This is a genomic window from Opitutaceae bacterium TAV5 (assembly GCA_000242935.3).
In the GTDB taxonomy this organism is placed as follows: domain Bacteria; phylum Verrucomicrobiota; class Verrucomicrobiia; order Opitutales; family Opitutaceae; genus Geminisphaera.
This window is the reverse complement of the sequence record CP007053.1, coordinates 6,782,994-6,805,103: the sequence shown is the minus strand read 5'-3', so window position 1 is coordinate 6,805,103 and position 22,110 is coordinate 6,782,994. Positions and strand designations below refer to the sequence as shown.

The 22,110-nt window shown below is 61.6% G+C and carries 17 protein-coding genes; 3 read left to right on the top strand and 14 right to left on the bottom strand.

Annotation, left to right across the window (positions count from 1 at the left end; translation table 11 throughout):
• Positions 1 to 35 precede the first annotated feature (35 nt).
• Complete coding sequence (locus OPIT5_28625; protein AHF93566.1) at positions 36 to 2,555, bottom strand: glycoside hydrolase family 2; 2,520 nt, start codon at positions 2,553 to 2,555, stop codon at positions 36 to 38.
• Positions 2,556 to 2,701: 146 nt separating this feature from the next.
• Positions 2,702 to 4,531 carry a hypothetical protein gene (locus OPIT5_28620; protein ID AHF94863.1) on the bottom strand — a complete coding sequence of 610 codons (1,830 nt, stop codon included), beginning with the start codon at positions 4,529 to 4,531 and terminating at the stop codon, positions 2,702 to 2,704.
• 256 nt (positions 4,532 to 4,787) lie between these two features.
• Between OPIT5_28620 and OPIT5_28615 the strand changes: the two genes are divergently transcribed.
• Entirely contained in the window at positions 4,788 to 5,150 is a 363-nt protein-coding gene (locus OPIT5_28615; protein ID AHF94862.1) for a hypothetical protein, read from the top strand.
• Between the two features lie 10 nt (positions 5,151 to 5,160).
• Here OPIT5_28615 and OPIT5_28610 read toward each other — a convergent pair whose 3' ends face one another.
• The 3 genes from OPIT5_28610 to OPIT5_28600 are packed head-to-tail and all read right to left on the bottom strand — an operon-like array spanning position 5,161 to position 8,230.
• Entirely contained in the window at positions 5,161 to 5,997 is an 837-nt protein-coding gene (locus OPIT5_28610; protein AHF93565.1) for a hypothetical protein, read from the bottom strand.
• A gap of 53 nt (positions 5,998 to 6,050) precedes the next feature.
• On the bottom strand, positions 6,051 to 6,812 hold the full coding sequence (locus tag OPIT5_28605) for a hypothetical protein (GenBank protein AHF93564.1): 762 nt from the start codon (positions 6,810 to 6,812) through the stop codon (positions 6,051 to 6,053).
• Between the two features lie 35 nt (positions 6,813 to 6,847).
• Entirely contained in the window at positions 6,848 to 8,230 is a 1,383-nt protein-coding gene (locus OPIT5_28600; GenBank protein AHF93563.1) for a hypothetical protein, read from the bottom strand.
• A 382-nt stretch (positions 8,231 to 8,612) separates the two neighbouring features.
• Here OPIT5_28600 and OPIT5_28595 point away from each other — a divergent pair, with 382 nt between their 5' ends.
• Positions 8,613 to 9,746, top strand: a complete 1,134-nt coding sequence (locus OPIT5_28595) for a transcriptional regulator (GenBank protein AHF93562.1) — start codon at positions 8,613 to 8,615, stop codon at positions 9,744 to 9,746.
• Between the two features lie 30 nt (positions 9,747 to 9,776).
• Here OPIT5_28595 and OPIT5_28590 read toward each other — a convergent pair whose 3' ends face one another.
• From OPIT5_28590 to OPIT5_28550, 9 genes are all read right to left on the bottom strand, one after another.
• Positions 9,777 to 11,477 carry a guanylate cyclase gene (locus OPIT5_28590; protein ID AHF93561.1) on the bottom strand — a complete coding sequence of 567 codons (1,701 nt, stop codon included), beginning with the start codon at positions 11,475 to 11,477 and terminating at the stop codon, positions 9,777 to 9,779.
• Between the two features lie 88 nt (positions 11,478 to 11,565).
• A complete protein-coding gene (locus OPIT5_28585; GenBank protein AHF94861.1) occupies positions 11,566 to 13,365 on the bottom strand; it encodes a hypothetical protein in 1,800 nt (599 codons plus the stop codon).
• Positions 13,366 to 13,447: 82 nt separating this feature from the next.
• Positions 13,448 to 13,882: a pyrimidine dimer DNA glycosylase /DNA-(apurinic or apyrimidinic site) lyase gene (locus OPIT5_28580; GenBank protein ID AHF93560.1), complete on the bottom strand. Its 435-nt coding sequence runs from the start codon at positions 13,880 to 13,882 to the stop codon at positions 13,448 to 13,450.
• Between the two features lie 487 nt (positions 13,883 to 14,369).
• Positions 14,370 to 15,320 (bottom strand): fructose-bisphosphate aldolase, encoded by a 951-nt coding sequence (locus OPIT5_28575; protein AHF93559.1) that lies wholly within the window; start codon positions 15,318 to 15,320, stop codon positions 14,370 to 14,372.
• Positions 15,321 to 15,384: 64 nt separating this feature from the next.
• Positions 15,385 to 16,257: a membrane protein gene (locus OPIT5_28570; protein ID AHF93558.1), complete on the bottom strand. Its 873-nt coding sequence runs from the start codon at positions 16,255 to 16,257 to the stop codon at positions 15,385 to 15,387.
• 16 nt (positions 16,258 to 16,273) lie between these two features.
• Positions 16,274 to 16,702 carry a cytochrome C oxidase subunit IV gene (locus tag OPIT5_28565; GenBank protein ID AHF93557.1) on the bottom strand — a complete coding sequence of 143 codons (429 nt, stop codon included), beginning with the start codon at positions 16,700 to 16,702 and terminating at the stop codon, positions 16,274 to 16,276.
• 73 nt (positions 16,703 to 16,775) lie between these two features.
• Positions 16,776 to 17,624, bottom strand: a complete 849-nt coding sequence (locus OPIT5_28560; protein AHF93556.1) for a cytochrome oxidase subunit III — start codon at positions 17,622 to 17,624, stop codon at positions 16,776 to 16,778.
• A 24-nt stretch (positions 17,625 to 17,648) separates the two neighbouring features.
• Positions 17,649 to 19,622, bottom strand: a complete 1,974-nt coding sequence (locus OPIT5_28555; protein ID AHF93555.1) for a cytochrome C oxidase — start codon at positions 19,620 to 19,622, stop codon at positions 17,649 to 17,651.
• Between the two features lie 207 nt (positions 19,623 to 19,829).
• Positions 19,830 to 21,128: a cytochrome C oxidase subunit II gene (locus tag OPIT5_28550; protein ID AHF93554.1), complete on the bottom strand. Its 1,299-nt coding sequence runs from the start codon at positions 21,126 to 21,128 to the stop codon at positions 19,830 to 19,832.
• 219 nt (positions 21,129 to 21,347) lie between these two features.
• Here OPIT5_28550 and OPIT5_28545 point away from each other — a divergent pair, with 219 nt between their 5' ends.
• Positions 21,348 to 21,884: an azurin gene (locus tag OPIT5_28545; protein ID AHF93553.1), complete on the top strand. Its 537-nt coding sequence runs from the start codon at positions 21,348 to 21,350 to the stop codon at positions 21,882 to 21,884.
• Positions 21,885 to 22,110 lie beyond the last annotated feature (226 nt).

Here is a 22,110-nt window from a genome sequence, read left to right as displayed (position 1 = left end):
CTTCACCCGTTAGACGGGCCGGTTTTCGGGTTTGATCACCTGCCGGGAAAGGTGAGCGTGGCTTCGGCCAGACCGGGAGAGCTGACACGGAGCGAAAATGGAACGGATGACTCTGCCGGCGAACGCATACGAAAAATGGCCAGGGCGAGTCCGTTGAAGGCGTCGCAGGTCGGGGACCGGAAGGGAACGAGGCGCGTGGGGTCGCCGTTGTCCGTGGCGACAAGACTCGCGGGCGCATCGGCGGAGAGCGCGAAGTGGAGCGGGTGGTTTGCCTGCGGCGAAAGTTGCCCCAGTGCATCGGTGATGCGTGCGGTCACGAAAACGAGATGACCGTTTTCACGGCCGGAGTCGGCCTGCAACTCGATACGCGCAGCCGGGCCGGTCGTATGCCGGGCGGTTTCGGCCCAGGGTGCACCGTGCTTTCTGACAACGACGCGGAGTTCGCCGGGCTCGTAAATTACATCGTCCCAGCGGAGCCGGTAATCGTACGGACCGCGACGGCGGACGCCGAGCGAGCGGCCGTTGAGAAACAATTCGGCTTCGTCGCCGCTGGTGTAAACATGGACCGGGGTGATCTGGCCGATGCGCCCCGGCCAGTCCCAATGCGGCAGGATGTGCGCCATCGGCAGATCAGGACGCCAGCGGGCCTGGTAAAGATAATAGCGATCCTTCGGGAAACCGCAGAGGTCAAAAATGCCGAAGTAGGAACTGCGTGCCGGGAGCGGGGAGCCGGAGCGGGAGAGTTGATCAAGCGCAGCGGCGATGGCGGCACGCGTCGCCGGATCGGACGCGTTGAGGAGATTGCTCGGGTCGTCGTTGAACGGCGTCGGTTCGCCGAGGTAATCGAAGCCGGTCCATACAAACTCGCCGGCGACGGCAGGCGCATGAGCGTCCTGTGCCGCAAATTCGATATCGGGCGTCGTCGCCCAATGAGGCGCATAAAGATCGTAGGAACTGACCTGACAGGCGGGCGGAGCGACGATGCCTCCCGCCGGATCATCCGTGACGGGAAACACATATTCGCCGCGCGTGCTCACGGTGGAGGCGGTCTCTGCCCCGATCAGCGGAATGCCGGGATTGGCCTCGCGGAATGCGGAGTAAAGGTGCGGCTTGTAGTTGTAGCCAAAGACATCATACGCCCGCTGCCAGCCGTTGAAACCCGACTCGGGAATGTTCATGCCGCCGGTCACCGGACGGCGTTCGGGGTCTTCCTCGCGCACGATCCCGGCCAGGCGGGCGGAGAGCGCGGGACCGTCGGACGAGGTCTGCTCGGGGATTTCGTTGCCAATGCTCCAGAGAATCACGCTCGGATGATGCCGGTCGCGTCGCACCATCGCCCGCAAGTCGCGTTCCACCCAATCGTCGAACAGGGTCTGGTATCCATTCGGCTTTTTGGCGATGCGCCAGGCGTCGCACAACTCATCCATGACAAGGAACCCCATGCGGTCGCAAAGATCGAGGAGCGAAGGCGCGGGCGGGTTGTGTGCACAGCGGATGGCATTGCAACCGAGTTCGCGCAGAAGCGTGAGCTGACGTGCAATGGCACCGGGATGCGCCGCTGCACCAAGCGGCCCGAGATCGTGATGCAGGCAAACCCCCTGAATGCGCGTGGGCCCGGCGGAATGGTTGAGGTGGAAACCCGTATTCGGATCGAAGCGTGCGGTGCGAATGCCAAAGGTGGTCTCGATGCGGTCGAGCAACGCACCGGTTTTCGCGTCTTCCACCGTAACCACGGCCACGTACAAACCTGGCGGAGCGGATTGTTCGGTGTGAAGAGTCCAAAGTCGCGGCGCAGTGATTTCCGCCAGCATCGAGTGAGACGCCGCCGCTTGTGCAGGAAGCTCAAGAAAGGGGGATGAAATTTCGGTTACCGGATGCGTGCTTTTTTCTCCGGTATCTGCCAACGGGTGCAAATCGACTCGAACGCAGACCGTAACGGGCTCCGCCGTTGTATTTGAAATTTCCAATGAAACGTCGAGACTCGCCCTGCCATGGTCGGCGGCGAGCTCGCGCGTGGTGACGACCGGAGAATCCGGCGCCACATGGATGCGTCCGGTCTTGTGGAGCCAGACGTTGCGATACAGTCCGCCACCGGGATACCAGCGCGAGGAATCGGGCGGATTGTCGAGATGGATGGCGATGAGATTGTCCGGGCCGTCATGGTCGAGATGCGGCGTGAGCTCGACGTGGAAGCTCGTGTATCCATACGCCCATCCACCGGCACGCTGCCCGTTGACCCAAACGGTGGCATTGGCCATCGCGCCTTCGATTTCGAGTGAGACGAGGCGGTCTTCATCACCCGGTTCGAGGCGAAGCGTTTTCCGATACCACGCCTCGCCCCACCAGCGGAGCTTCCCGGTCTCGCCGGGCAACGAGATGTCGAAGCCGGACTCGACACCCCAGTCGTGCGGGAGATCAAGCGTGAGCCAGCCGTCTGTCGAATTGGAATAACCAGGAGGTCGGAACTGCCAGCCCTCGTTGAAGAGAAGACGATGGCGAGGCGAAGCTCCCGTGATGTTTCCGGGCAACAAGGACGATGCGAAGGAGGTGCTCATGATGATAAATCGAGATATCGCGGCCTGGACGATCCGCAGTCCGGAATTGAACCCTGTTCGTATGGCCGCACCGCAAGGCTTCAGGATGTGCGCGGTGAACCGAATTGTATGCTGAATGTTCAGGGCACACGAAAAGGACCAAATGGCTAAAGTCGCAGCCTCGGAGGCTGCGCGAGGCCGACAGGAACAAGTTGATAGTCATCGGACCATTCCGGGTCGGTGGAGCGAAAACGTTGAGGATCAATCGAGTCTTGCTCCATGGGAACAAGATGCAAAGGGCCAAAGGTATTGCGACGCGTCAAAACCCACTCGACGACAACGAATCCGTTTGCATCAGCAAACCCCTCAAGATCGGTCGAAAATGGCTTCCACGGCATGATGCGCCTGGGAGCGCCCATTGGATGACGGCAGACCAGCGTTGCCGCCCCCATAGGATCAACTAAAAGTCGGTGGGTCCCATCGGCCGGAATCCTGAGGGCGATGCGCCCGGAATAGAAAGGGAGCCCCTGTTGTGTCCAATCGCCTTCGAAAAGACGGGCGGGCAACTCCCGAAGCGAGATCCTGGCGTGTTTGATTTCGACACCGAATTCACCGAGCAAATAAACGGCCTCCAGATCCGTGCCATCGCCAAACGTAGTGTGCATGACCAGATCATTCTTCCCCTCGCGCAGCACTCCCTCCGGAAGCGTAAACGTGCGGAAGCATGGATCGATGAACCAGTCGGTTTTTTCTGGAACCGGGACGGGAACCCCATTGAGAAACAACTGGTGGCGTTCGGGCTGCTCGATCATCAGCCGGACAGGGACGGCGGGCAAAACGACGATGTCGAAAACAAACCGAATACGTATTGGTATCTTAGTTTCATTTTTTTTCTCATTGGCCCAAGGCTGCACCATCATTCCTCCCCTCAACGGAACGCCAGATCGCTGACACAGGGCCTGCTCCACCTGAAGAATCTCGCGGCGACTTTCCCATACCTCTTCCCCGACTGAAAACTCGGCCATGTCGAGCACCGCAATATTGGGTTCGTCAAGCGTGTAGTCGTAACCGGAACCGCATTCCACAGTGACGGTGTTTTCCGGTACGGGAGGAGAACGTCGACCAGGAAGTGTTTGGGGAATGCAGGTCCCACAAACAAACACTCGTTCCTGCAAGGGGCGAACCGCCGTCTTCCAACGGATACATCTGTCACCGGCATGCGCATCGACTGCATACGTAACCCCGGCCAGACAATCGAACTCAACGACAGGACCATTTCCCGACAAAACAACTTCAGGATATTCGCGGGTCTCGGATGGATTGAGGAGGACGATGATGTGCATACCGCCATCGCGCCTGGCCTGACACAACAGTCCGCGCCCGCGCTCATCCAGAACCGTCCGGCTTGCCTCGCTTGCTTCCTGCGTGGAGAGCACAAGCGCGTTTTCTTCCAACGGCACATGGACGCATTTGCCCTTGAGTTTTTCCACCGCCGGAGACGGCAACGCGTCCACGTGCGTCGGCGGAGGCCCGGCAAAAATCACTGTCCCGCCTTCTTCATGAAAACGACGCAATAGGTCCACCGTTGTGGCACGCATGGTTTCCATGCCGGCAACGATGACCATGCGGTAGCGCATCGGCCCGATTGCCAGCGTCCCGGAACAAGGAATGATGGAAGCGCGGCGGGCCAGATGTTCCTCGTCTCCGTAATCAAAATCAATCTGGGCGCAGCTCAGGCAGGTAAAAACTTTACGGTAGATGTCCTCCAGATGCTGCACACGCGAATCCACCGTGCGCAACCATGTGGCCCATCCGGCATGAATCTGTGCCCAAAGGCTCTCGACAGGATGGACAACCAGCACGTCGCAAAGCGGTTCACCTGCCTGCAAGAGGACGTGGAGACGGCTGAAATAGGTTTCGATTACTTTGTATTCCCGATGCCATGGCGACTGGAAGGAAATGCTGGCCGGATAATCACGCTTGGCTTCGCCCCCCATGGAATACCAGGAAAGATGATGACAGCGCAGGTTGATTCCAAAAAGAGCCTGCCAGTCACCGATACGTTTGTGATCCTCAAAGTTTGTCTGCCAGCCGCTGCATCCATAAAGCCCGGAAATCAGCCAGGGTCTTTCAAACTGGCGTGCGACGGAAGCGAGTTGTTTTACCACATGGAAACTGGAGTTGCGAATCCCCAGCACATCCACTCCCGGATAATCAAGAAATTCGTAACAACGCAAAAGCGAGCCGCAAGGGATGGCCTGGGCGTCAACCGCCGTTCGCGCGGACGCGAATTGCCCGGCTTGCAAGGCTGACGACAAGGCGAACTCCGCGGCGGTGGCGGCGGTCCTGAAAACGGAACCGCCCGCCCAGGCTGCGCAGTCCGCGCCGGTGCTCTGGGGCGTGGGGGTCTCGGTGCGGCCGGAGAAGGGCGGCCTGCTCGTGAAACACGAGGAGGTGCCCGGCGTGATGAAGGCCATGACGATGCTGCTTCGGGTCGATGAGGCGACGCTCAGGACGGCGAAGAAAAACCAGGTGTTGAGGGGCCTGCTGGTGCGCAAGGACGGCGCATGGTGGCTCGACGAGGTCGAAGCTGGCGGACTGATTGATTCCCTGTAAGGCGCACCATCTACTTGCGACGAAACAGGCGCATTCCCGTGATTATGAGAAAAACAAAAATCAGGTAAATGGCAGTCTGCGGCTCGGGGATGCTGCTCGTTGTGGAGATCGTGAAATCGTCCACGTAGCCATAAGCGGAGGGATTGCTTGTTTCTCTGCCGAGAAAGCCGGCGTAGGCGGTGGCCGTACCGGAAAAAGCACTGCCGGTGACGCTGCTGTTCTGAAATGCGGCGGTGTAGTCCACGCCGTTCACCGTCAGCCTGTCGAGCGCACCTGTGCTTGTATTGACGGACAGAAGGACCTCATAAAACGAACTCGTCGAAAAACCGGAGATTTTGTCTCCAATTGTCACGTCCACACCCGCTGATTTTTCCATGGCATGAACCTCGCCGCTGCCATTGATGTAAATGCCCACGAAGTCGTTGATGGAATCGGTACTCCCTGTCGTGGGCGTGCTCCAGAATCCAAGTCCGGCGAAATTTAATGTCCCAACGCTCAGGCTGGCACTGAGGGTGATGTTCTCCGGCTTCGTGTAACCGCCGTTGGATGCAATCGAAACGAACCCGGCTCCGTTGCCTTGAAACCTGACGGCCGAGGCATGTTCCGGGGAGGCATTCGCGAGGATTGGCTCACCGCGCCAACTGCGGGTGATCCAGGCTGCGTCGGGAATAAGGGATGTCGTCGGAGTATGTGCGGCGAGGCTGGTGCCGCTCGTCCCGGCAAACGTGTCTTCGAACAAGATTGTCCCGGCACCCCAAGCGGCATTGGTCGCAAGCGGTGAGAGTAGGGTCAAAAGGCCGACGCAGAGAGCGATGGCCTTGGTCGTATGATGTTTTCCAATATGCATGATGTTGTCACTCGGGTTGTCGTTTGTGGCAGGATGAAAGGAGGAGGGGGATGTCAGCGAACGATGAAGGCATCGGGATCGTTCCACGGCCAGGAATTGACATCGCAAACATCGATGGCCGCGACATGCCAGTCGGCGAAAAGGAAGACGGCCTTGCGTCCATAGTTGGGAGACGCGCCGCTGTTGTCGACGGTACCGGTAAACCCATACAAGTCTCGTGCTCTTGGAGACGGACCGCGGGCAGGGAGGTTGAATCCACCGCCAGAGTCTCCCTGAGTGGTGGCCAGAACGGGAAAATTGCCCGGCTGTGTGAGCCGGGTAATGGGAAGCCCGTTTGGCTGGTTCGCTTCATTGAGCACCATATTGTATCCGAACGTTCCTTGGCCTCCCGGCTGCCCTTCGTTTGCGGGATCACGAAACAGCGGGCTTTGGTAAACCACATCGGTTACTGGGTTGCCGCCGGCCGCCCCCGTTATTTTGCCGTCGGAGTCGTAGTTGATTTTCCATGGCCCCATGTATTCCATGATGTGAATCGGCCAGCGCTGGCCAGAGCCGCCTTGGGGAGGAAGCCGGTCCTTATGATCATTGAGATAAAGGACAAAGGCCTGGCCAATGACGCGCAGGCGTTGCACGCACGTGGTCTGTCGTGCTTTTTCCCTCACTTTTCCGACTGTGGGAATCAGAATGGCCGAAAGAATGCCGATGATCGCAATGACGGTGAGCAGTTCGACGAGGGTGAATGCACGATGGCCATCAATGCTGTTTGGACGAAAGCAGGGTGACGGAAAACGGGGAGAGCGGGGCATGGGTTTCATAACGAGTTGTGATTTTTATTGTGAAAAACAGAATGTCATTCGGCCCGGACGGGCGTGATGATCTTGAGCGTGACAATCTCCAACTGGCTCGGCGGGAGCGGTCCTTCGCGAGGGCGATCACCGTTTTCAGGCAGAGCTTCCCAGCGCAGCAGATAACGCATGCCGGACGGGGGATTGCCCGAATCGCGGGCGGTGAGCAGCTTTAGCGGAGCACGCACACCGTGTCCGAGTTCGGGAGGCACACGATTCGGCACCTGCTCATCGGGAATACGTTCGCCAAGGGCAAGTGTGTCGGGATCAAGTCGCCAATTTCCTCCTCCGTGACGGGCGTTGTAGAGGAACATGTAGAGACCGATGGACGGGTCTTGCTGCACCCCGGAGTGGCGAATGTCGAATCTGATCGCACCATAGCCTTTCGGTTCCCATCGATAGCTCCACTTCGTGATGGGACGGATATCCCACGTTCCGTTGCCAGCGCGGGCAAGGTAAACCTGCGTCGCTCCTTCGGTATCGAATTTGTGATACGCGACAACCACGCGCCCTTGTTTGTCGAAACCGAGTTTGCCACTTCCATTGATGATGCCTCCTCCCGGTGGGATGGGATCCAGGATGACGCCGGGCGTTTGTGCGGAAATGGGAAGCGCAATGGGATTACCTGCGATGGTTTGCCAGTGCACAAGGTCACGTGATTTTGCGTAGCCAAGGTCATGGCAGGTTGCGGCGTCGGGTGTGTCGCGCCACAGCCACGCCATGTGCCAGTATCCATCCGGCCCTTGGAGGGGACCTTCCGGATAGGCGCTCATTCTTCCCAGACCATCAAAGAGCGGGGTGTCGATCAATCGGGTCCATTCACGCCGCTTTTCATCATAGCGGTTGTAGAGATTGGAACCGCGTCCGCTTTGGCCGTCGCGGTAAGTAAAATACAATGCGCCGTCGGGCCCGTTGATGAATTGAGGGTAAGTCATACGGTCCTCACGTTTGCCAGTCATGCAGGGTATGGCGGCGAGGCCGGATACGTCGCCTGGCATGGCGGAACGGAAGTAGATGAGCGGCGAATTATGCATGTTGCCTGCGACGTGGAGATGCCCCTCCTTGTCGATGGCAAGGGTGACGTAGTTATGTGAATCCCAACCGATTTTTGAGGGCAGAATTTTTTTAGTCCACGTCTTGGCATCAAGAGGGCGGGAAGCGACCACCATGTTTTGCTGATCATCATAATATCCGACGTATTGGAGACGGCGGGTTGTATCGGTTAAAAGCGAGAAACCCACGGGCTGGCCTGACCAGACAGAATCAACCAAGATGCGTTGTTCGATGCGAACATCCGCCGCCACACAGGCGGGAGACAGGCATGCCATGACAAGCATGGTGCCGATTGCACTACAAGCGGATGAAAGGAGGCCGAGGCAGGGTTTCATAAGTTAATTTCCGAGGGAAATGCAGAGAAGCGATGAGAGAAGGGATGGTGGTTTGCCCGGAGAACCGAAGTGGGTGCAACCTGTTCAGATGGAGGTTTCCAGTGCGGGAAGATCACGGAACCATGGCGGAGCCTGTTTCGCTCCAAGCGTCCTTGATGCCTCGGGAGACCGATCCCGGGCCTCCTGCGGAGGCCGCCCGGTCAGCGTGAAAGTGTGGCGGCGTTTTTGGGGCAAAGAGAAATCGGGGCAAACGAATGTCATGGGCACCAGACAGTCCGGAGAGTGGCGACCCGACAAGATAAAGGGCTTTGCACAATGAACCGAAGTATGTGCAGAGTGTTCAGTCATGTCACGGTCCACCTCGTCCCCTCCTAGGAAAGTCATGATCTACCTCACTTGGTCTGCACCGAGCCTGTGGCATGGCTTGCGGGCGTATGCCCGGGAAGCAGGCTGGTTGCTGGTCGCTCCTCCCACGCTGCTGGCCGGCCCACCCAAGACTCCCATAAAATTCGATGGAGTCATTATTCTGCCCACAGAATACACCGCGTTCGATGCGCGAAAGTTTTTCCCGGGGGCCAAGATTGTCGATATACTCGGCGCAAAGGGATTGGTCCCTGATGCGAGGGTGATCGTCGATCACGGGAAAGTCGGGCAAATGGCTGCGAATTACCTCCACTCACTCGGATGCAAGAGCTTTCTCGGGCTTGATTTGAAAAATTACAAATACGGCCTCCGTAAGCGAAACATCGCCTACAGGTCGCAGCTGGAAGACTTGGGGATAAAGCGAGAGCATACCAAGGTGCTTCACTACGATGGCTGGGGAGAATACTCGGCGGCCAATCTTTCCATCCTGCCCGCGCACCTGAAGCGGGCGCTGGTCGGAATGCCGCTGCCGGTGGGTGTGTTCAGTCCAGACGGCTATGCCGCGGATGTGTTTGAACAGGGCGTCATGGAACTTGGATACCGCGTTCCCGACGACATCGCGGTGCTCTCGACCGACAACGACCGAGGCATCTGTGAAATGGCCCGGGTGCCCCTCTCCAGCGTAGACGTCAATCTCTCCAAGCTCGGCTACGAGGCGGCGCGCCTGCTCGACCGTCTGATGGCCGGCGACAAGAATGCGCCCCGGGAAATCGTCATCCCGCCACTCGGCATCGAAAAACGCCGCTCCACGGAACGGACGAGCTGTGACGATCCCATCGTATCGGCCATTCTCGAGTACATCCGGGAGCATTTCATGGAGAAGATCACGGCAGAGCTGATCATCCACGATATCCACGCGTCCCGGACGAATGCGTTCGTGCGGTTCCGCAAGGTCATGGGGCGCTCCATCGGCGAGGAAATCGAGCGGGTGCGGATCGAGCACGCGCAGTCGCTGCTGACGACGACCGACTACAAGGTCGATGCGGTGGCGCGGCTGAGCGGGTATCTGAATACGTCGGCGTTTTGCCGGGCGTTCAAGGCCTGCACGGGGCGAACACCGACCGAAGTACGCGGGGCGAGATCGGTCGTGTAGTCTTTCCGGAGGCCGGCGGGAGGCGTTTCCTTACGCATCCACGGCGTGGATACGGACGGGCGCGGTTTTTCCCTTGACGGCGATCTCGCCGAGTTCGCGCAGGTGGCAGGCGGACGGATCGCGCAAGGCGGCGCGGGTGGTGTCGCTGATGAGGATGGAGGCGTGCCAGTCCTCGCGGCGAGTGAGGGCCTGGAGGCGGGCGGCGAGGTTGACGCCGTCGCCGATCACGGAATAGTTGAGGCGCCGTCGGGAGCCGATGTTGCCGGCGAGAACGCTGGCGGTGCAGATGCCGATGCCGAAATCGACCTCCGGAAGATTTTCGGCGGCGAGCGCGGCGTTGAGCGCCGGAAGCGCGGCGCGCATGGCGAGCGCGGCCTGCACGGCGCGATCGGGGGCGTCGGGCATGTCGAGCGGGGCGCCGAAGAGCGCCATGATCTCGTCGCCGATGTATTTGTCGATGATGCCGCCGCGGGACTCGATTTCGGCGCTCATGGTGTCGAGAAAACGGTTGAGGAGCGCGAACAGGTCGGCGGGTGCGAGCTGTTCGCTGATCGCCGTAAAGCCGCGCAGGTCGACAAACAGGATGGTGACGGTGCGCTCCTCGCCGCTGAGAACGGCTCCGTGGCGAATGAGGCGGGCGGCGACTTCGGGGGAGACGTTCTTGTCGAGCAGGTCGCGCACCTGGTCGCGCTCGGCGAGCCCCTCGCTCATGGTGTTGAGGGCATTGGCGAGGCGTCCGAGTTCGTCGGCGCGTTTCCAGGGGATGCGGGTGGCGTAGTCGCCGCGGGCAATGACGCGGGTGTGACGCGCAAGCTGCTGGACGGGGCGGCTGACATTGCGGGCGAGAAGGATCGCGAGAAAGACGGCGCCGGCGATCGAAACCGTAAAGGTGACGGCCAGCAGGTGTTCGAGCCAGCGGACCGGAGCGATTTCATCCTCGAGCGAGCGTTGCAGGACAAGATGCGCTTCCTGGCCGTCGAGCAAGGTGATGGGCAGACTCCAGAGGAGGAGCGGACCGTCCGGTCCCGGTTCTACCTGCATCCGGTTGACAAGGTCCGGATTACGAGGAACGAAGGCGTCGTCTTCCAGCGTTGAGGCCAGGATGCGGGGTGAGGCGCCGGAAGTGAGGAGGGTAACATCAAGACGTGTCTGGTGTTTGATCCGGTCGACAAATTCCCGGTCAATGCGGTGGGCGACTACGAGACGGGCACCGCCCGGCATTTCCCTCGCAACCTCGATATCGGCGACGAGCACGACGAGCAGCTTTTCCCCGTCGAGGGCAAGGATCGGATCATGCGTCAGTTCCTTGTCCCGGGTCGGCCATCCGCGGGCCAGCGATGCGAGCAGGTTCCTGGTGGGTTCTCCGGCCGTCTCCGGAGAAATGGCGAGGAGATCTCCGGTGCCGGAAAAAACGGCCATGCCAGCGATGTCGAGCCGCTGTACATAATGATCGAGCACGCTGCGAATTGTCCGGCGATCATCCCGGTCGATGGCGTAGCGGAGAGCGAGATCCCCGGCCAGAAGCCCCGCGCCGGCGGTCAGCATATGCCGGCGCGTTTTCATGAACTCTCCGAAATCAAGCACGCCGTCCCGCATGCTTTGTTCGATGTGACGGCTGGCATTTTTCCGGTTGGCATGGGCGACTGCCCACCACGAAACCCCCTGGACGAGGGCGACCAGACTGGTGACGAGCACGAGAACGCGGGTGCGAAAGCGGCGGAAGTGAAACATGAATGGCGGGCAAATTTTCCTGCCCGGATTTGTAGCCCCAAAACGGATGACGCGGGAAGCGGGAATTGCGGGGCAGAACGGGAAGTCCTCAGGACGCAGGCGTGGCGGCGGCCGGCGGCGCGGCGACGCGCACGGGGCAGGTTTCCTCGATCACGTTGACCAGCATGGCGCACGCGGCGAAGTGCAGGGTCCATTTCAGGGGAACGCCGGCGCTGGCGAGAGGCAGGTCCGGAGGGAGGTGAAGGTCGTGCGTGCCGGTCCGGTCGAAGAGCGCGGTTTCGAGGAGGACGGGTTTGTAGCGGCGGCCGGTCAGGCGAGTCTGCCTCTCGGAGTCCTCGCGGGTGGCCAGAAGGCGGATGCGGAGTTTCCGGATGCGGCTGATGTTACCGCGGAGGGTGTAGCGGAGCCGCAGGGTCTGGCCGGGGACGAGATCGGGACGGTCGATTTCCAGGGTAACGGAGTCGCCGGCCAGCAGCCGCAAAAGCGCTCCGGCGGTTTTTCCGAGCAGGCCGAGTCCGACGGCGACGAACGGCACGAGGAAGAGCGAGAGAAACAGGTCGCCCTCGCCATCGAGCCAGCCGCTCACGCAGATGATGAGGAACACGCTGACGATGCCGTTCCAGAACAGGGTGGCGAAGAGCAACCCGGCGACGGCGGTTTTTATGCCGTGTTCCGGAGGCAGCACATGCCAGCCCGCCTCCGGAGCGGCGGTCGGGGCAGGGGAGGTGGCGGCGGATGGCGACACGGTTCCGGTCAACCGTTTTCCCAGGGGCGAAACGTTGCCGTCGCCAGTCCGGCGTTTCCCGAAGGTGAACCAGAGCCAGCCTCCGACAAACGAGCCGCCGACAAGCATGAAGACGCCTCCGAAGGGGATGCCGATCCAGGCGGTCAGGGGGACGTCGCGGTTGAAGACGGCCTCGTCGGGATTTTCCGGATTCACGAAGCAGACGGCAGTCTGGCCGACGGGATGCGCGTTGACGATTTTCCGGTGATTTTCGATGCCGGAAGAAAAACTGTCGGAAAAATGATAACGGGTGCCGCGCCGGGTCCGGCCGGCGCAGGTGTATTCGTAAACGATATACACACGGGAGCCGTCTCCGGAATCGGAGCGCTGGACGGAGCTGGCGACGATGATGCAGGGTGTCTCGATCCAGCGATGCGCCGACCACGCCTTGTGAAGGGGGATGGCGGCTTCCCGGATGAAAACAAACGCGCCGGCCGAGAAGAAGCAGAAGCCGAACACGACCACGATGCCGAAGATGCCGAGCCGGGTTGCGAAGGGCTGCCGGACATTGTCGGGGGCGTCGGCGTCGGCGCTTCGGGTCTCACCCTGCCTGGCGACACCGAGCAGGACAGCGGTAGCGGTGAATCCGCCCGAAAAGAGCGTCCAGAATACTCCGAAGACGAGTGCCGGCCAGATGCCTTGCGGGAAATCGGGGATGAGCACGGCCTCCGACGGGTTGTCCGGATTCACCCGGCACGAGGCACGGGTTCCGGTGGCGTAGTGCCCGGCCAGCGACGCGAGGTTTTTTTCGAGGCTGGCGAGTGTGTCGTTGTTGTCGCGGATGCCGATGCGGGTGGAGCGGTAGTCCCTGCCGTTGTACGTGTAGGCGTAGGCAATTTCCAGCGTGGGCCGGGAATCGGGTACGAGGATGTCGGCTTCGGTGAACCGCGAGCTTGCGATGATGCAGGGCGTTTCCGTCCACGACCGCACGGCAAACCACTGCCACGCGGGTTTCAGGAAGCCCGACCAGATGATACCGAATCCGATGCAGACGAAAATCAGCCCGAAAAGGATGCCGACAGCGGCGCCGGAAACGGTTTTCCAGGTGCGGCGGTGGGGAGCGGAGGCGGTTTTTCGGCGGAAGGGATCGCGACGGAAGCCCATGGCGTGCGGACTATCGCGGGGGAGGCGGAGGATGGCGAGCGTTTCTCCGGAGGCCGCCGGAGACGCGTCGTCCGGGCAGCCGTCAGGTGCGGATTTCCCAGTCGCGAATGCCGCCGGGGACGATGCGGAAGAGCGGATGCGGCTCCGGGGTGCGAAGGGGGGCGACTTTCCGGTACAGGTCGGGCGCGCGGACACGGAGTTTGGCTTTCAGGTGTTCCCATTCGTAGAGGAGCTGACTGCGGGTTTCGTCGAGCGAGGCGGGCGGGAGCGGTGTGCCGGTGATTTTGGCGGCGTCGAAGCGGTAACCGCGGCGGCCGGCTTCGTCGGCAAGCCCGGTGAGGAAGCCGGCGATGGCGGCGAGCGGCTGCGGGTGGGCGAGAAAGCGCGTCAGTTGCGGGTGGTTGCGATAACCGCGGGTGAGGCCGGCGAGAACCTTTTGCGCCAGCAGCGCCTCGCGCCAGGCGGCGACAAGGCCCTTGGCATCGAGGTAGCGGGGATGGAGAGTCCAGAGGCGCATGCGGAGAGAATAATACCTGATACCAATGCCCCGAAACTTCCGGGTTTTTACACAAAGGCCGCAAAGGTCGCCAAGGATTGCCGGCTATCTCCTTCGCGTCCTTTGCGAGCTTTGTGTAAGATCAACAACATTCGGGACACGGGTATCAAAGACAGGGAAATGAACCTGAAAACCGCAGCAGAGGGAACCGCTAAAGGGCGCTAACGGACGCTGAACAAAAACATTGCCTGGCAGCATGACCCAACGATGTCTTCATTTGGCAGGTGAATGGCCCGGCCTCCTGAGTCCATCATCAACCTGTTCTCATTTAGCGACTTTTAGCGACCTTTAGCGGTTTCAACTTCTGAATCAAGGATGAATGGAGAACGGGAAGCGGGGCGAAAGATCCGATTCGGCGCAAGGGGCCAAAAAGCCGAAAAAAACGCGGACCGGTGAAGGTCCGCGTTGCACAAGGGAAAACGGTCGGGCGGCGGTTTGCCGCGGGTCGTTACTTCTTGAGGCTGGCGCGCAGGTCCTCGAGCTGGCCGGCGCTGCCGAGCAGCTCGTTGCGGCTGGCGATGAACTTGGCGTACTCCTCGATGTAAACCTTGCCGGGAGCGCGGAAGTCGAACTCGGCGGGCTTGTCGCGGAAGAACTCGCGATGAACGCGGGTCCAGACGAGGCGGCCGTCGGTGTCGATGTTGATCTTGGTCACGCCCAGCTTGGCGGCGGGGAGGTACTCCTCCACATTCACTCCGGCGGAATCCTTGATCTGGCCGCCGGCGGCGTTGATGCGTTTGACCTCTTCCTGGGGCACCGAGGAGGAGCCGTGCATGACGAGCGGGAAGCCGGGGAGGCGGGCCTTGATCTTCTCGAGGACATCGAAGTGGAGGGACTGCTTGCCCTTGAACTTGAAGGCGCCGTGCGAGGTGCCGATGGCGCAGGCGAGGGAGTCGCAACCGGTCTTCTTGACGAAGTCTTCGGCTTCTTTCGGGTCGGTGAGAGTGGCGTGGCCGTCCTCGACTTTCACGTCTTCCTCGACGCCGCCGAGCATGCCGAGCTCGGCTTCGACGGAGATGCCTTTCTTGTGGGCGGCATCGACGACGCGCTTGGTGATCTCGACGTTCTTCTCGAACGGATCGTGTGAGGCGTCGATCATGACGGAGCTGTAGAAGCCGGAGTTGATGCAGTCGTAGCAGGTCTCCTCGTCACCGTGGTCGAGGTGGACGGCGAAGATGGCTTCCGGAAAAATCGCGTCGGCCGAGCGGATCATGCCCTCGAGCATGAGCTTGTCGGTGTACTTGCGGGCACCCTTGGAAATCTGGATGATGAACGGGGCCTTGGAGGCGATGGCGCCCTTGAAAAGGCCCATCGTTTGCTCCGCATTGTTGATGTTGTAGGCACCGACGGCGTACTTGCCGTAGGCGTGCTTGAAGAGCTGCGCGGTGGTGACGATCATAGTTTGTTATGGGTGAATACCGAGGGGATACGCTACGAACCCGGGGAAAGGGGTCGCAAGGGTTTTATCTGTGCGTATCTGGCGAAGGGGTGAGCGGTTTTTGTGGCGTGCGACGCAGGATTGCGGGGTGCGACGGCCGCGGGGCGAGGGAGGGCGCGGAGCGTTCGGTGTCCGTATACCAGCGATAAAATGCCCAGGCGATGACGATGAACGTGATCCCCATGCTGCCGAGCTTCATGATGGCGGCACCGAGAAGCTGGTCCTGGGAAGGGGAGAGGGTGGCGAAGAGGCGCGGGGCGTATTCGTACGTCGGGTAGAGAACGCTGTCGGAAAACGCGATGAAGGCGAAGAGCGGCGTCATCGTGATGGTGATGCCGGTGAGGTAGAGAATTTGCCGGGCGGGGTGCAGGGCCGGGAAACGCCGGTCCTTGCTGAGGATGGGCCACCAGTAAAAGAGCGCGGCGCCAAAAAACATCAGATGTTCGATGATGTGGACGATCCGGTTTTGCAGGGCCCAGTCGTACATCACGGGCACGTGCCAGAGCGAAATCGTCAGCGTGTAGATCACCGTGCAGGCAAGCGGATGGGTGAGCACGCGGAGCGGCAGGCGGAGACCGGGCCGGCCGGTGACGGGCTCGACCAGCCAGTCGGGGAGCCCGGTGAGGAGGAGAATCGCCGCCGGGTAGATGATCAGCAGGTGCTGCACCATGTGGGCGCTGAGCAGGAAACGCTCGCCGATCTGGTCGAGCGGCGAGCCGACCGCGAGGTAGAAAATAACCAGCCCCGCGTAGAAGCGGATGGCATGGGTCCGCGGATACGCGGCACGGGGAGCGATGCGCCGGCGGAGCGGGCCGGTACACAGCGCGTAAAGCCAGCCAAGCAGGATCAGGCCGCCGACGAGGTGGGGTTCATTATGCCAGTGACGCCAGTCGATCATCGGGAAACGTCCCGCGCTACACGACTGCCGGCGCGTGCGCGGAGGCGTGGGCGGGAACGGGCAGGGCGCCCATGTTTTCGATGGGTTTGCTGTCGCCGGATGCGAAGATCGCGATCAGCGCGGCCACCGTGCCGCCGGCGAGGAGCAGGCCGATAAAAAACAGGATGGTGCAGAACATCTTGTCCCACTTCAGGTGCATGAAGTAGAAGATCACGAAGAGAAACTTTACCGCCGAGAGGACGCCGAGCGCCGTCAGGATGAGCCATTTGGCGAAGGGCAGATAAATCAGCACAATCTCCACGCCGGTGATGGCGGCGAGGATCATGGCGATGTTGACGAATTTCTGGAACTTGCTGCTGCCGTGGGCGGCATCGGCGTCGTAGCCGGGAGCCGCGCTGGCGGGGCTGATGCTGTCGGGAGTGGTGGTGGAAGACGTGGCGGACATGACAGATCGAAAATTCGCGGATGTTGTTTGGCGGGTGAATGACAGGGCGACGAAACGGGATCGGGAGCGCGGCTCAGAGATATTCCAGCAGGTAAACGACCGTGAAGATCACGATCCACACGATATCGACGAAGTGCCAGTAGAGGCCCATCGATTCGACGTCGATGGCGTTGGCCTCGCCGAAGTCCACCGGCTGGCGGAACCGGCCGAGGAGGATGGCGGCGAGGAGGCTGATGGCCGCGGCGCCGAAGACGAGCGGGTGATGGAAAAGGCCGTGCCCGAACGTCGCGAGCGAGACCCCGTCTTCCAGGAAGGCATGCACGACATCGAGGATCACGGTCATGCCGGCGACCGTGGCCACGGCGAAGGCGATGAACTGCACCGCACAGCGCGCGATCCAGGCGCGCGAGGGGTCGGCCGGCTTGAAGGTGCGCACGTACATCAGCACGAGCCAGAGCACGCCGATGGCCACGTGACAGCCGTGCGTGCCCGTCAGCGTGTAGAAGGTGGAGCCGAACATCACCGAGAGCGTCAGGTCCTTCTCGTGGACGAAGTGGCTGAACTCGAACACCTGGCAGCCGAGGAAGATCAGGCCGAAGAAGATCGTACCGAGGATCATCTTGCGGGTCGCGGGCACATTGCCCTTCTGGCACGCGTTGACGGCGAGCGCCATCAGCAGCGACGACATGAGCAGGATGAACGTCGAGAACGAGGTGAGCTCGATCGAGAAAATATCCCGCGGATCGGGCGAGTCGGGCAACGGGTGGAGCCGGTAGATGACGTGCGAGGAAATCAGCGCGCCGAAGAACATGCAGTCCGACGCGAGGAAGGCCCACATGAAGAGTTTCTTGTTCGGAATGCCGGTGGCCGTGGTGTGATCGTGGTGATGATCGATGGCTGCGGTGGCTGCGTGGCTGCTCATGGGAAAATGCAGAGGGCGGTTATATCAATGATGCTCGACGGTTTCGTTGCCGTCCTTGTCGAGGTGGATGTGGTAGCCGCCGGGGCCTTCGAAGGCCCAGCCGAGGATGCCGATGAAGAGAATCACGCCGCCGGCGATGGCGCCGGCCCAGTGGTGGTTGGCGACAAACAGGCCGCCGATGAGCAGGCCGGTCGCGGTGACGAGCGGGTACCACGACTGGCTCGGCATGTGAATGCCGCCGTGCGACTGTTCCTCGGCGCCGTGCGCGGCCGTCTCGCGGGCGATCTCCTCCTTGTGCTGCTTGTCGTGCCAGAAGGCGTCGCGCGCATGGACGGTCGGCGTGACGGCGAAATTGTAGTCGGGCGGCGGATTGGGCAGCGACCATTCGAGGGTGCGGGCGTCCCAGTAGTCGCGCTTCACTTTCTCGCCGCGGAGCCACGTCCAGATGATGGTGGCAAAATAGATGGCGATGCCGATGCCGAGGATGAAGGCGCCGATGGTGGCGATCAGGTTGGCCTCGTTCCAGCCCATGTTGCCGTCGTAAACGGCGGTGCGGCGCGGCATGCCGTTGAGGCCGAGGAAGTGCATCGGGAAAAAGGTCGTGTTGAAGCCGATGAAAACGACCCAGAACGAGAGCTTGCCCCAGAATTCGGGCACCTTGCGTCCGAAGATGAGCGGGAACCAGTAATGGATGCCGGCGAGCAGCGCGAAGATGGCGCCGCCGATGAGCACGTAGTGGAAATGCGCGACAACGAAATAGCTGTCCTGCTGCTGGGTGTCGGCGGGCGAGGCCGAGTGCATGACGCCGGAAAATCCGCCCATCATGAACATCCAGATGAAGCCGAGCGCGAACATCATCGGCGTGCGCGTCACGATGTGGCCGCCCCAGAGCGTGCCGACCCAGTTGAAGATCTTGACGCCGGTCGGGATGGCGATGGCCATCGTGGCGAGCGAGAAGGCCGCCGTGGCGATGGTGCCGAGGCCGGTGGTAAACATGTGGTGGGACCACACGCCGAAGCCGAGGAAGCCGATGGTCGCGCCGGAAAACACCACGATCGGATAACCGAAGAGCGGCTTGCGCGAGAAACACGGCAGGATCTCCGAAACGACACCCATCGCCGGCAGGATCAGGATGTACACTTCCGGGTGGCCGAAGATCCAGAACAGGTGCTGCCAGAGGATGGGTAATCCGCCGCCGGATACGTCGAAGAACGTGGTGCCGAACGCCCGGTCCATCATCAGCTCGACGAGGGCGATGGTGATGGCGGGGAAGGAGAGGATAATGAGGAACGAGGTGAACAGCGTCATCCAGGTGAAGACCGGCAGGCGCATCATCGTCATGCCGGGAGCGCGCATGTTGATGATCGTGACGATGAAGTTGAGCGAACCGACGATGGACGACACGCCGAGGATCTGCAGGCCCATGACCCAGAGATCGGTCGAGACGTCGGTGGCGAACTGGTTGGAAAACGCCTTGGAGGTGAGCGGCGCATAACCGAACCAGCCGGCGTCGGGCGCGCCGGATTTGATGAACCAGCCGACGTTGAGAATGATCGCGCCGGCCATGAAGACCCAGAAGGCGAATCCGTTGAGCCGGGGAAAGGCGACGTCGCGCGCGCCGATCTGGAGCGGCATGATGAAATTGAAAAACGCCGTCGAGAGAGGCATCACCGCGAGGAAGATCATCGTGGTGGCGTGCATCGTGAACAGCTCGTTGTAGAGCTGGTGCGTGAGGAAGGTGTTGTTGGGGACGGCGAGCTGGATGCGGATGAGCAGCGCCTCGACGCCGCCGACGAGGAAGAAGAACAGCGCGGCGATGCCGTAGAGTTTGCCGATTTTTTTGTGGTCGACGGTGGTCAGCCAGGAGACGAGCCCGGTGCGCGCCGTCGGGCGGGTGAAGAACCAGGGACGGCGCTCGGGAGCGGCGTGATGGTGGCGGCCGGAAGGCGCGTCGGTTCCGGCAGCGTCAGGGAGGGCGGTGGTGGTAGAGGCTTCCATTGAGTGCGGTGCGAGCGGTCGGGAATGGTCAGGTCGAAAGGGAGCGGCGGCATTCCTGCCGCTGCATTGGCCGGACGGAGATCCGGGAAACGGGGAGCACATCGCGGTGCGGCGCGGTCACGATTGCGCCGTGTTGTTCGGGGCGAGGCGCGTTGCGCCTCGTCGCAGCGGCAGGAATGCCGCCGCTCCTTTGTGTCGTTGCGTCTTTCATTTCAGGCTGTGCAGGTAGGCGACGAGCGCGCGGGCCTCGTCGTCGTTCACCGTGATATTGTGCTTGCTGATGGTGCGGCCGTCGTTCGGGTCGAGGGTCACATAGCCGTCCATGCCCTTGAGGCCGACGTACATCTTGTTGCCCGGCTTCACGAGGTCGGGATGCGTGACCCAGCGGTGGAGATTTTCCGGGGTGTTTTCCAGCACGCCGCCGGCGATCGTGGTGCGGGAGCCGACGTGGGTGAGATCGGGGCCGTTGACGCCGACGCCGTCGTGGCCGCGCGTCGTGTGGCAGGTGATGCAGTTTTTCTCGCGGAAAATCTCCCGGCCCCGGGCGATGAGTTTCACATCCTCGCCGGCCTCGGGCGCCTGCAGCTGTTTCCAGGCGAGCAGCGGATCGGCGTCAAATTCGGCGGAATAGCCGGGGGCGTTGCGTCCCGGGTTCCTGAATACGTAACCGCCGACGCCGGCGGTCTGGACGCGGGAGCGGGTGTTGTCGTCGTTGACGGTGCGGGCGGGTTTTTTCTGGTTGGCGACCCAGGCGGCAAACTCCTCCTCGGGGAGGGCGACCACGCGAAAACGCATCACGGCATGCGACTCGCCGCAGTATTCGGCGCACTGGCCCCAGAAGTAGCCGGGCTGCTCGGCGAGGAGCCAGAGGTGGTTGCCGCGGTTGGGGATCATGTCGACCTTGCCGGCGAGCTTGGGCACCCAGAACGAATGGATCACATCGGTGCTGCGCAGGTTGACGCGCACGGGGCGGCCGGCGGGAATGACGAGCTCGTTGGCGGTCGCGAGATCACCTGCGCCGTCGATCTGCTCCTGTTGGTAGTCGAACTTGAACCACCACTGATAGCCGGTGGCCGTGACCTCGAGGGCGTTGGCCTTCTCCTCTTCCGGCACGTCGTACTGGTACCAGATGGCGCGCAGGGTCGGCACGGCGATGAAGACGAGCGCGAGGACGGAGGCGCCGATGAGGGAGAGCTCGACGAGCGGGTTGCCGTGTCCTTGCGGCGGAGTCGGGGCGTGCTCGTCGGCGCTGCTGCGCGCCTTGAACTTCAGCGTCGCATAGGCGAGCACGGCGGCGACGATCACAAAAATGATGCCGGTCACCCACAGCGTAACGTAAAAGACCTGCGTCTGCGCCCTCGCGACGGGGCCGGCGACATCGATGGTCGACTGGGGGCCGCTCAGCCAGCGCCAGCTCCAGCCTCCGAGGAAAAGCGGCAGCAGGGAAATGACGGTGAGAGCGGTGCAACGCCGCAGGATGAATCGGAAGGCTTTAACAGCGCTCATTTGGTCGAGAAAGAGAGCTTATCGTGACAGGAAGGACATACCGTTTCGGCACTTTGCCGGTTTTCAAGACATAAACGCATTTCGTGGCAGGGAATGTGCGGGGCGGGGCGAGATAAGGGCTTTGCGCGGGCCTGAGAATTTGTCTCACTGCCTCGCATGGTGTCTCGCAACCCGCTTCGTTTCCGTTCCTGTTTCCGTTTTTCCCGGTTGTTTTCCGCCATGCTGGCGCTGGCGGCCGGCGCTGCCGGGGTGACGGCCGGCCTCGGTGTTTCCGGCTGCAAGCCTGCCGGGAGCGAGGGCTCCGCCGGTGCGAAACCGGCCGTCGCGGCCGATCCGCTCGATGCGCAGGTGGCCGCCGACAAGGCGGCGGGGCTGCGGGTGTTCGTCGTGACGGGCAACGACAATATGAAATACAACCTCGCGCGTCTGGAGGTGTCGCCCGGGGAAAAGTTTGTGGTGCTTTTCAAGAACATCGGCGTGCAGCCGAAAGAGGCGATGGGGCACAACTGGGTGCTGCTCGACAAGTCCGCCGATGGCCGCGCGTACTGCCAGGCGGCGGTCAAGGCAAAGGACCACGACTACCTGCCGCCCGCCCATGCCTCGCAGGTGCTGGCTGCGACGAAGCTGCTCGGCCCGGGCGAGAGCGAGCGCCTCGAGATCACCGCGCCCGCCGCGACGGGCAACTATCCCTACGTGTGCAGCTTCCCGGCCCACTACGATCTCGGGATGAAGGGGTTGCTGGTCGTGTCGCCGTGAGCGTGCATGTGTGGGGGGACGGTAACATCAGTCAGTTGATGAAGTTAAGCGAGTTTGGCGGAGCGGCGGCATTCCTGCCGCTGCGACGAGGTGCGTGAGTGCCTCGCCGTCCGTCCGACTGACCGTCCTGACCGGCGACGCTGCGCGTCGTCTGCAGCGGCAGGAATGCCGCCGCTCCGTCCTGAGCATCTGCGATTCTTTGTGTAAAAATCCGGAAGGCTTGCGA

What these genes read in the sequence shown, in the direction of transcription:
- OPIT5_28625 (AHF93566.1), bottom strand. Translation starts at nt 2,555, where the DNA reads ATGAGCACCTCCTTCGCATCGTCCTTGTTGCCCGGAAACATCACGGGA.
- OPIT5_28620 (AHF94863.1), bottom strand. Translation starts at nt 4,531, where the DNA reads ATGGGGGGCGAAGCCAAGCGTGATTATCCGGCCAGCATTTCCTTCCAG.
- OPIT5_28615 (AHF94862.1), top strand. Translation starts at nt 4,788, where the DNA reads ATGGCCTGGGCGTCAACCGCCGTTCGCGCGGACGCGAATTGCCCGGCT.
- OPIT5_28610 (AHF93565.1), bottom strand. Translation starts at nt 5,997, where the DNA reads ATGCATATTGGAAAACATCATACGACCAAGGCCATCGCTCTCTGCGTC.
- OPIT5_28605 (AHF93564.1), bottom strand. Translation starts at nt 6,812, where the DNA reads ATGAAACCCATGCCCCGCTCTCCCCGTTTTCCGTCACCCTGCTTTCGT.
- OPIT5_28600 (AHF93563.1), bottom strand. Translation starts at nt 8,230, where the DNA reads ATGAAACCCTGCCTCGGCCTCCTTTCATCCGCTTGTAGTGCAATCGGC.
- OPIT5_28595 (AHF93562.1), top strand. Translation starts at nt 8,613, where the DNA reads ATGATCTACCTCACTTGGTCTGCACCGAGCCTGTGGCATGGCTTGCGG.
- OPIT5_28590 (AHF93561.1), bottom strand. Translation starts at nt 11,477, where the DNA reads ATGTTTCACTTCCGCCGCTTTCGCACCCGCGTTCTCGTGCTCGTCACC.
- OPIT5_28585 (AHF94861.1), bottom strand. Translation starts at nt 13,365, where the DNA reads ATGGGCTTCCGTCGCGATCCCTTCCGCCGAAAAACCGCCTCCGCTCCC.
- OPIT5_28580 (AHF93560.1), bottom strand. Translation starts at nt 13,882, where the DNA reads ATGCGCCTCTGGACTCTCCATCCCCGCTACCTCGATGCCAAGGGCCTT.
- OPIT5_28575 (AHF93559.1), bottom strand. Translation starts at nt 15,320, where the DNA reads ATGATCGTCACCACCGCGCAGCTCTTCAAGCACGCCTACGGCAAGTAC.
- OPIT5_28570 (AHF93558.1), bottom strand. Translation starts at nt 16,257, where the DNA reads ATGATCGACTGGCGTCACTGGCATAATGAACCCCACCTCGTCGGCGGC.
- OPIT5_28565 (AHF93557.1), bottom strand. Translation starts at nt 16,702, where the DNA reads ATGTCCGCCACGTCTTCCACCACCACTCCCGACAGCATCAGCCCCGCC.
- OPIT5_28560 (AHF93556.1), bottom strand. Translation starts at nt 17,624, where the DNA reads ATGAGCAGCCACGCAGCCACCGCAGCCATCGATCATCACCACGATCAC.
- OPIT5_28555 (AHF93555.1), bottom strand. Translation starts at nt 19,622, where the DNA reads ATGGAAGCCTCTACCACCACCGCCCTCCCTGACGCTGCCGGAACCGAC.
- OPIT5_28550 (AHF93554.1), bottom strand. Translation starts at nt 21,128, where the DNA reads ATGAGCGCTGTTAAAGCCTTCCGATTCATCCTGCGGCGTTGCACCGCT.
- OPIT5_28545 (AHF93553.1), top strand. Translation starts at nt 21,348, where the DNA reads ATGCTGGCGCTGGCGGCCGGCGCTGCCGGGGTGACGGCCGGCCTCGGT.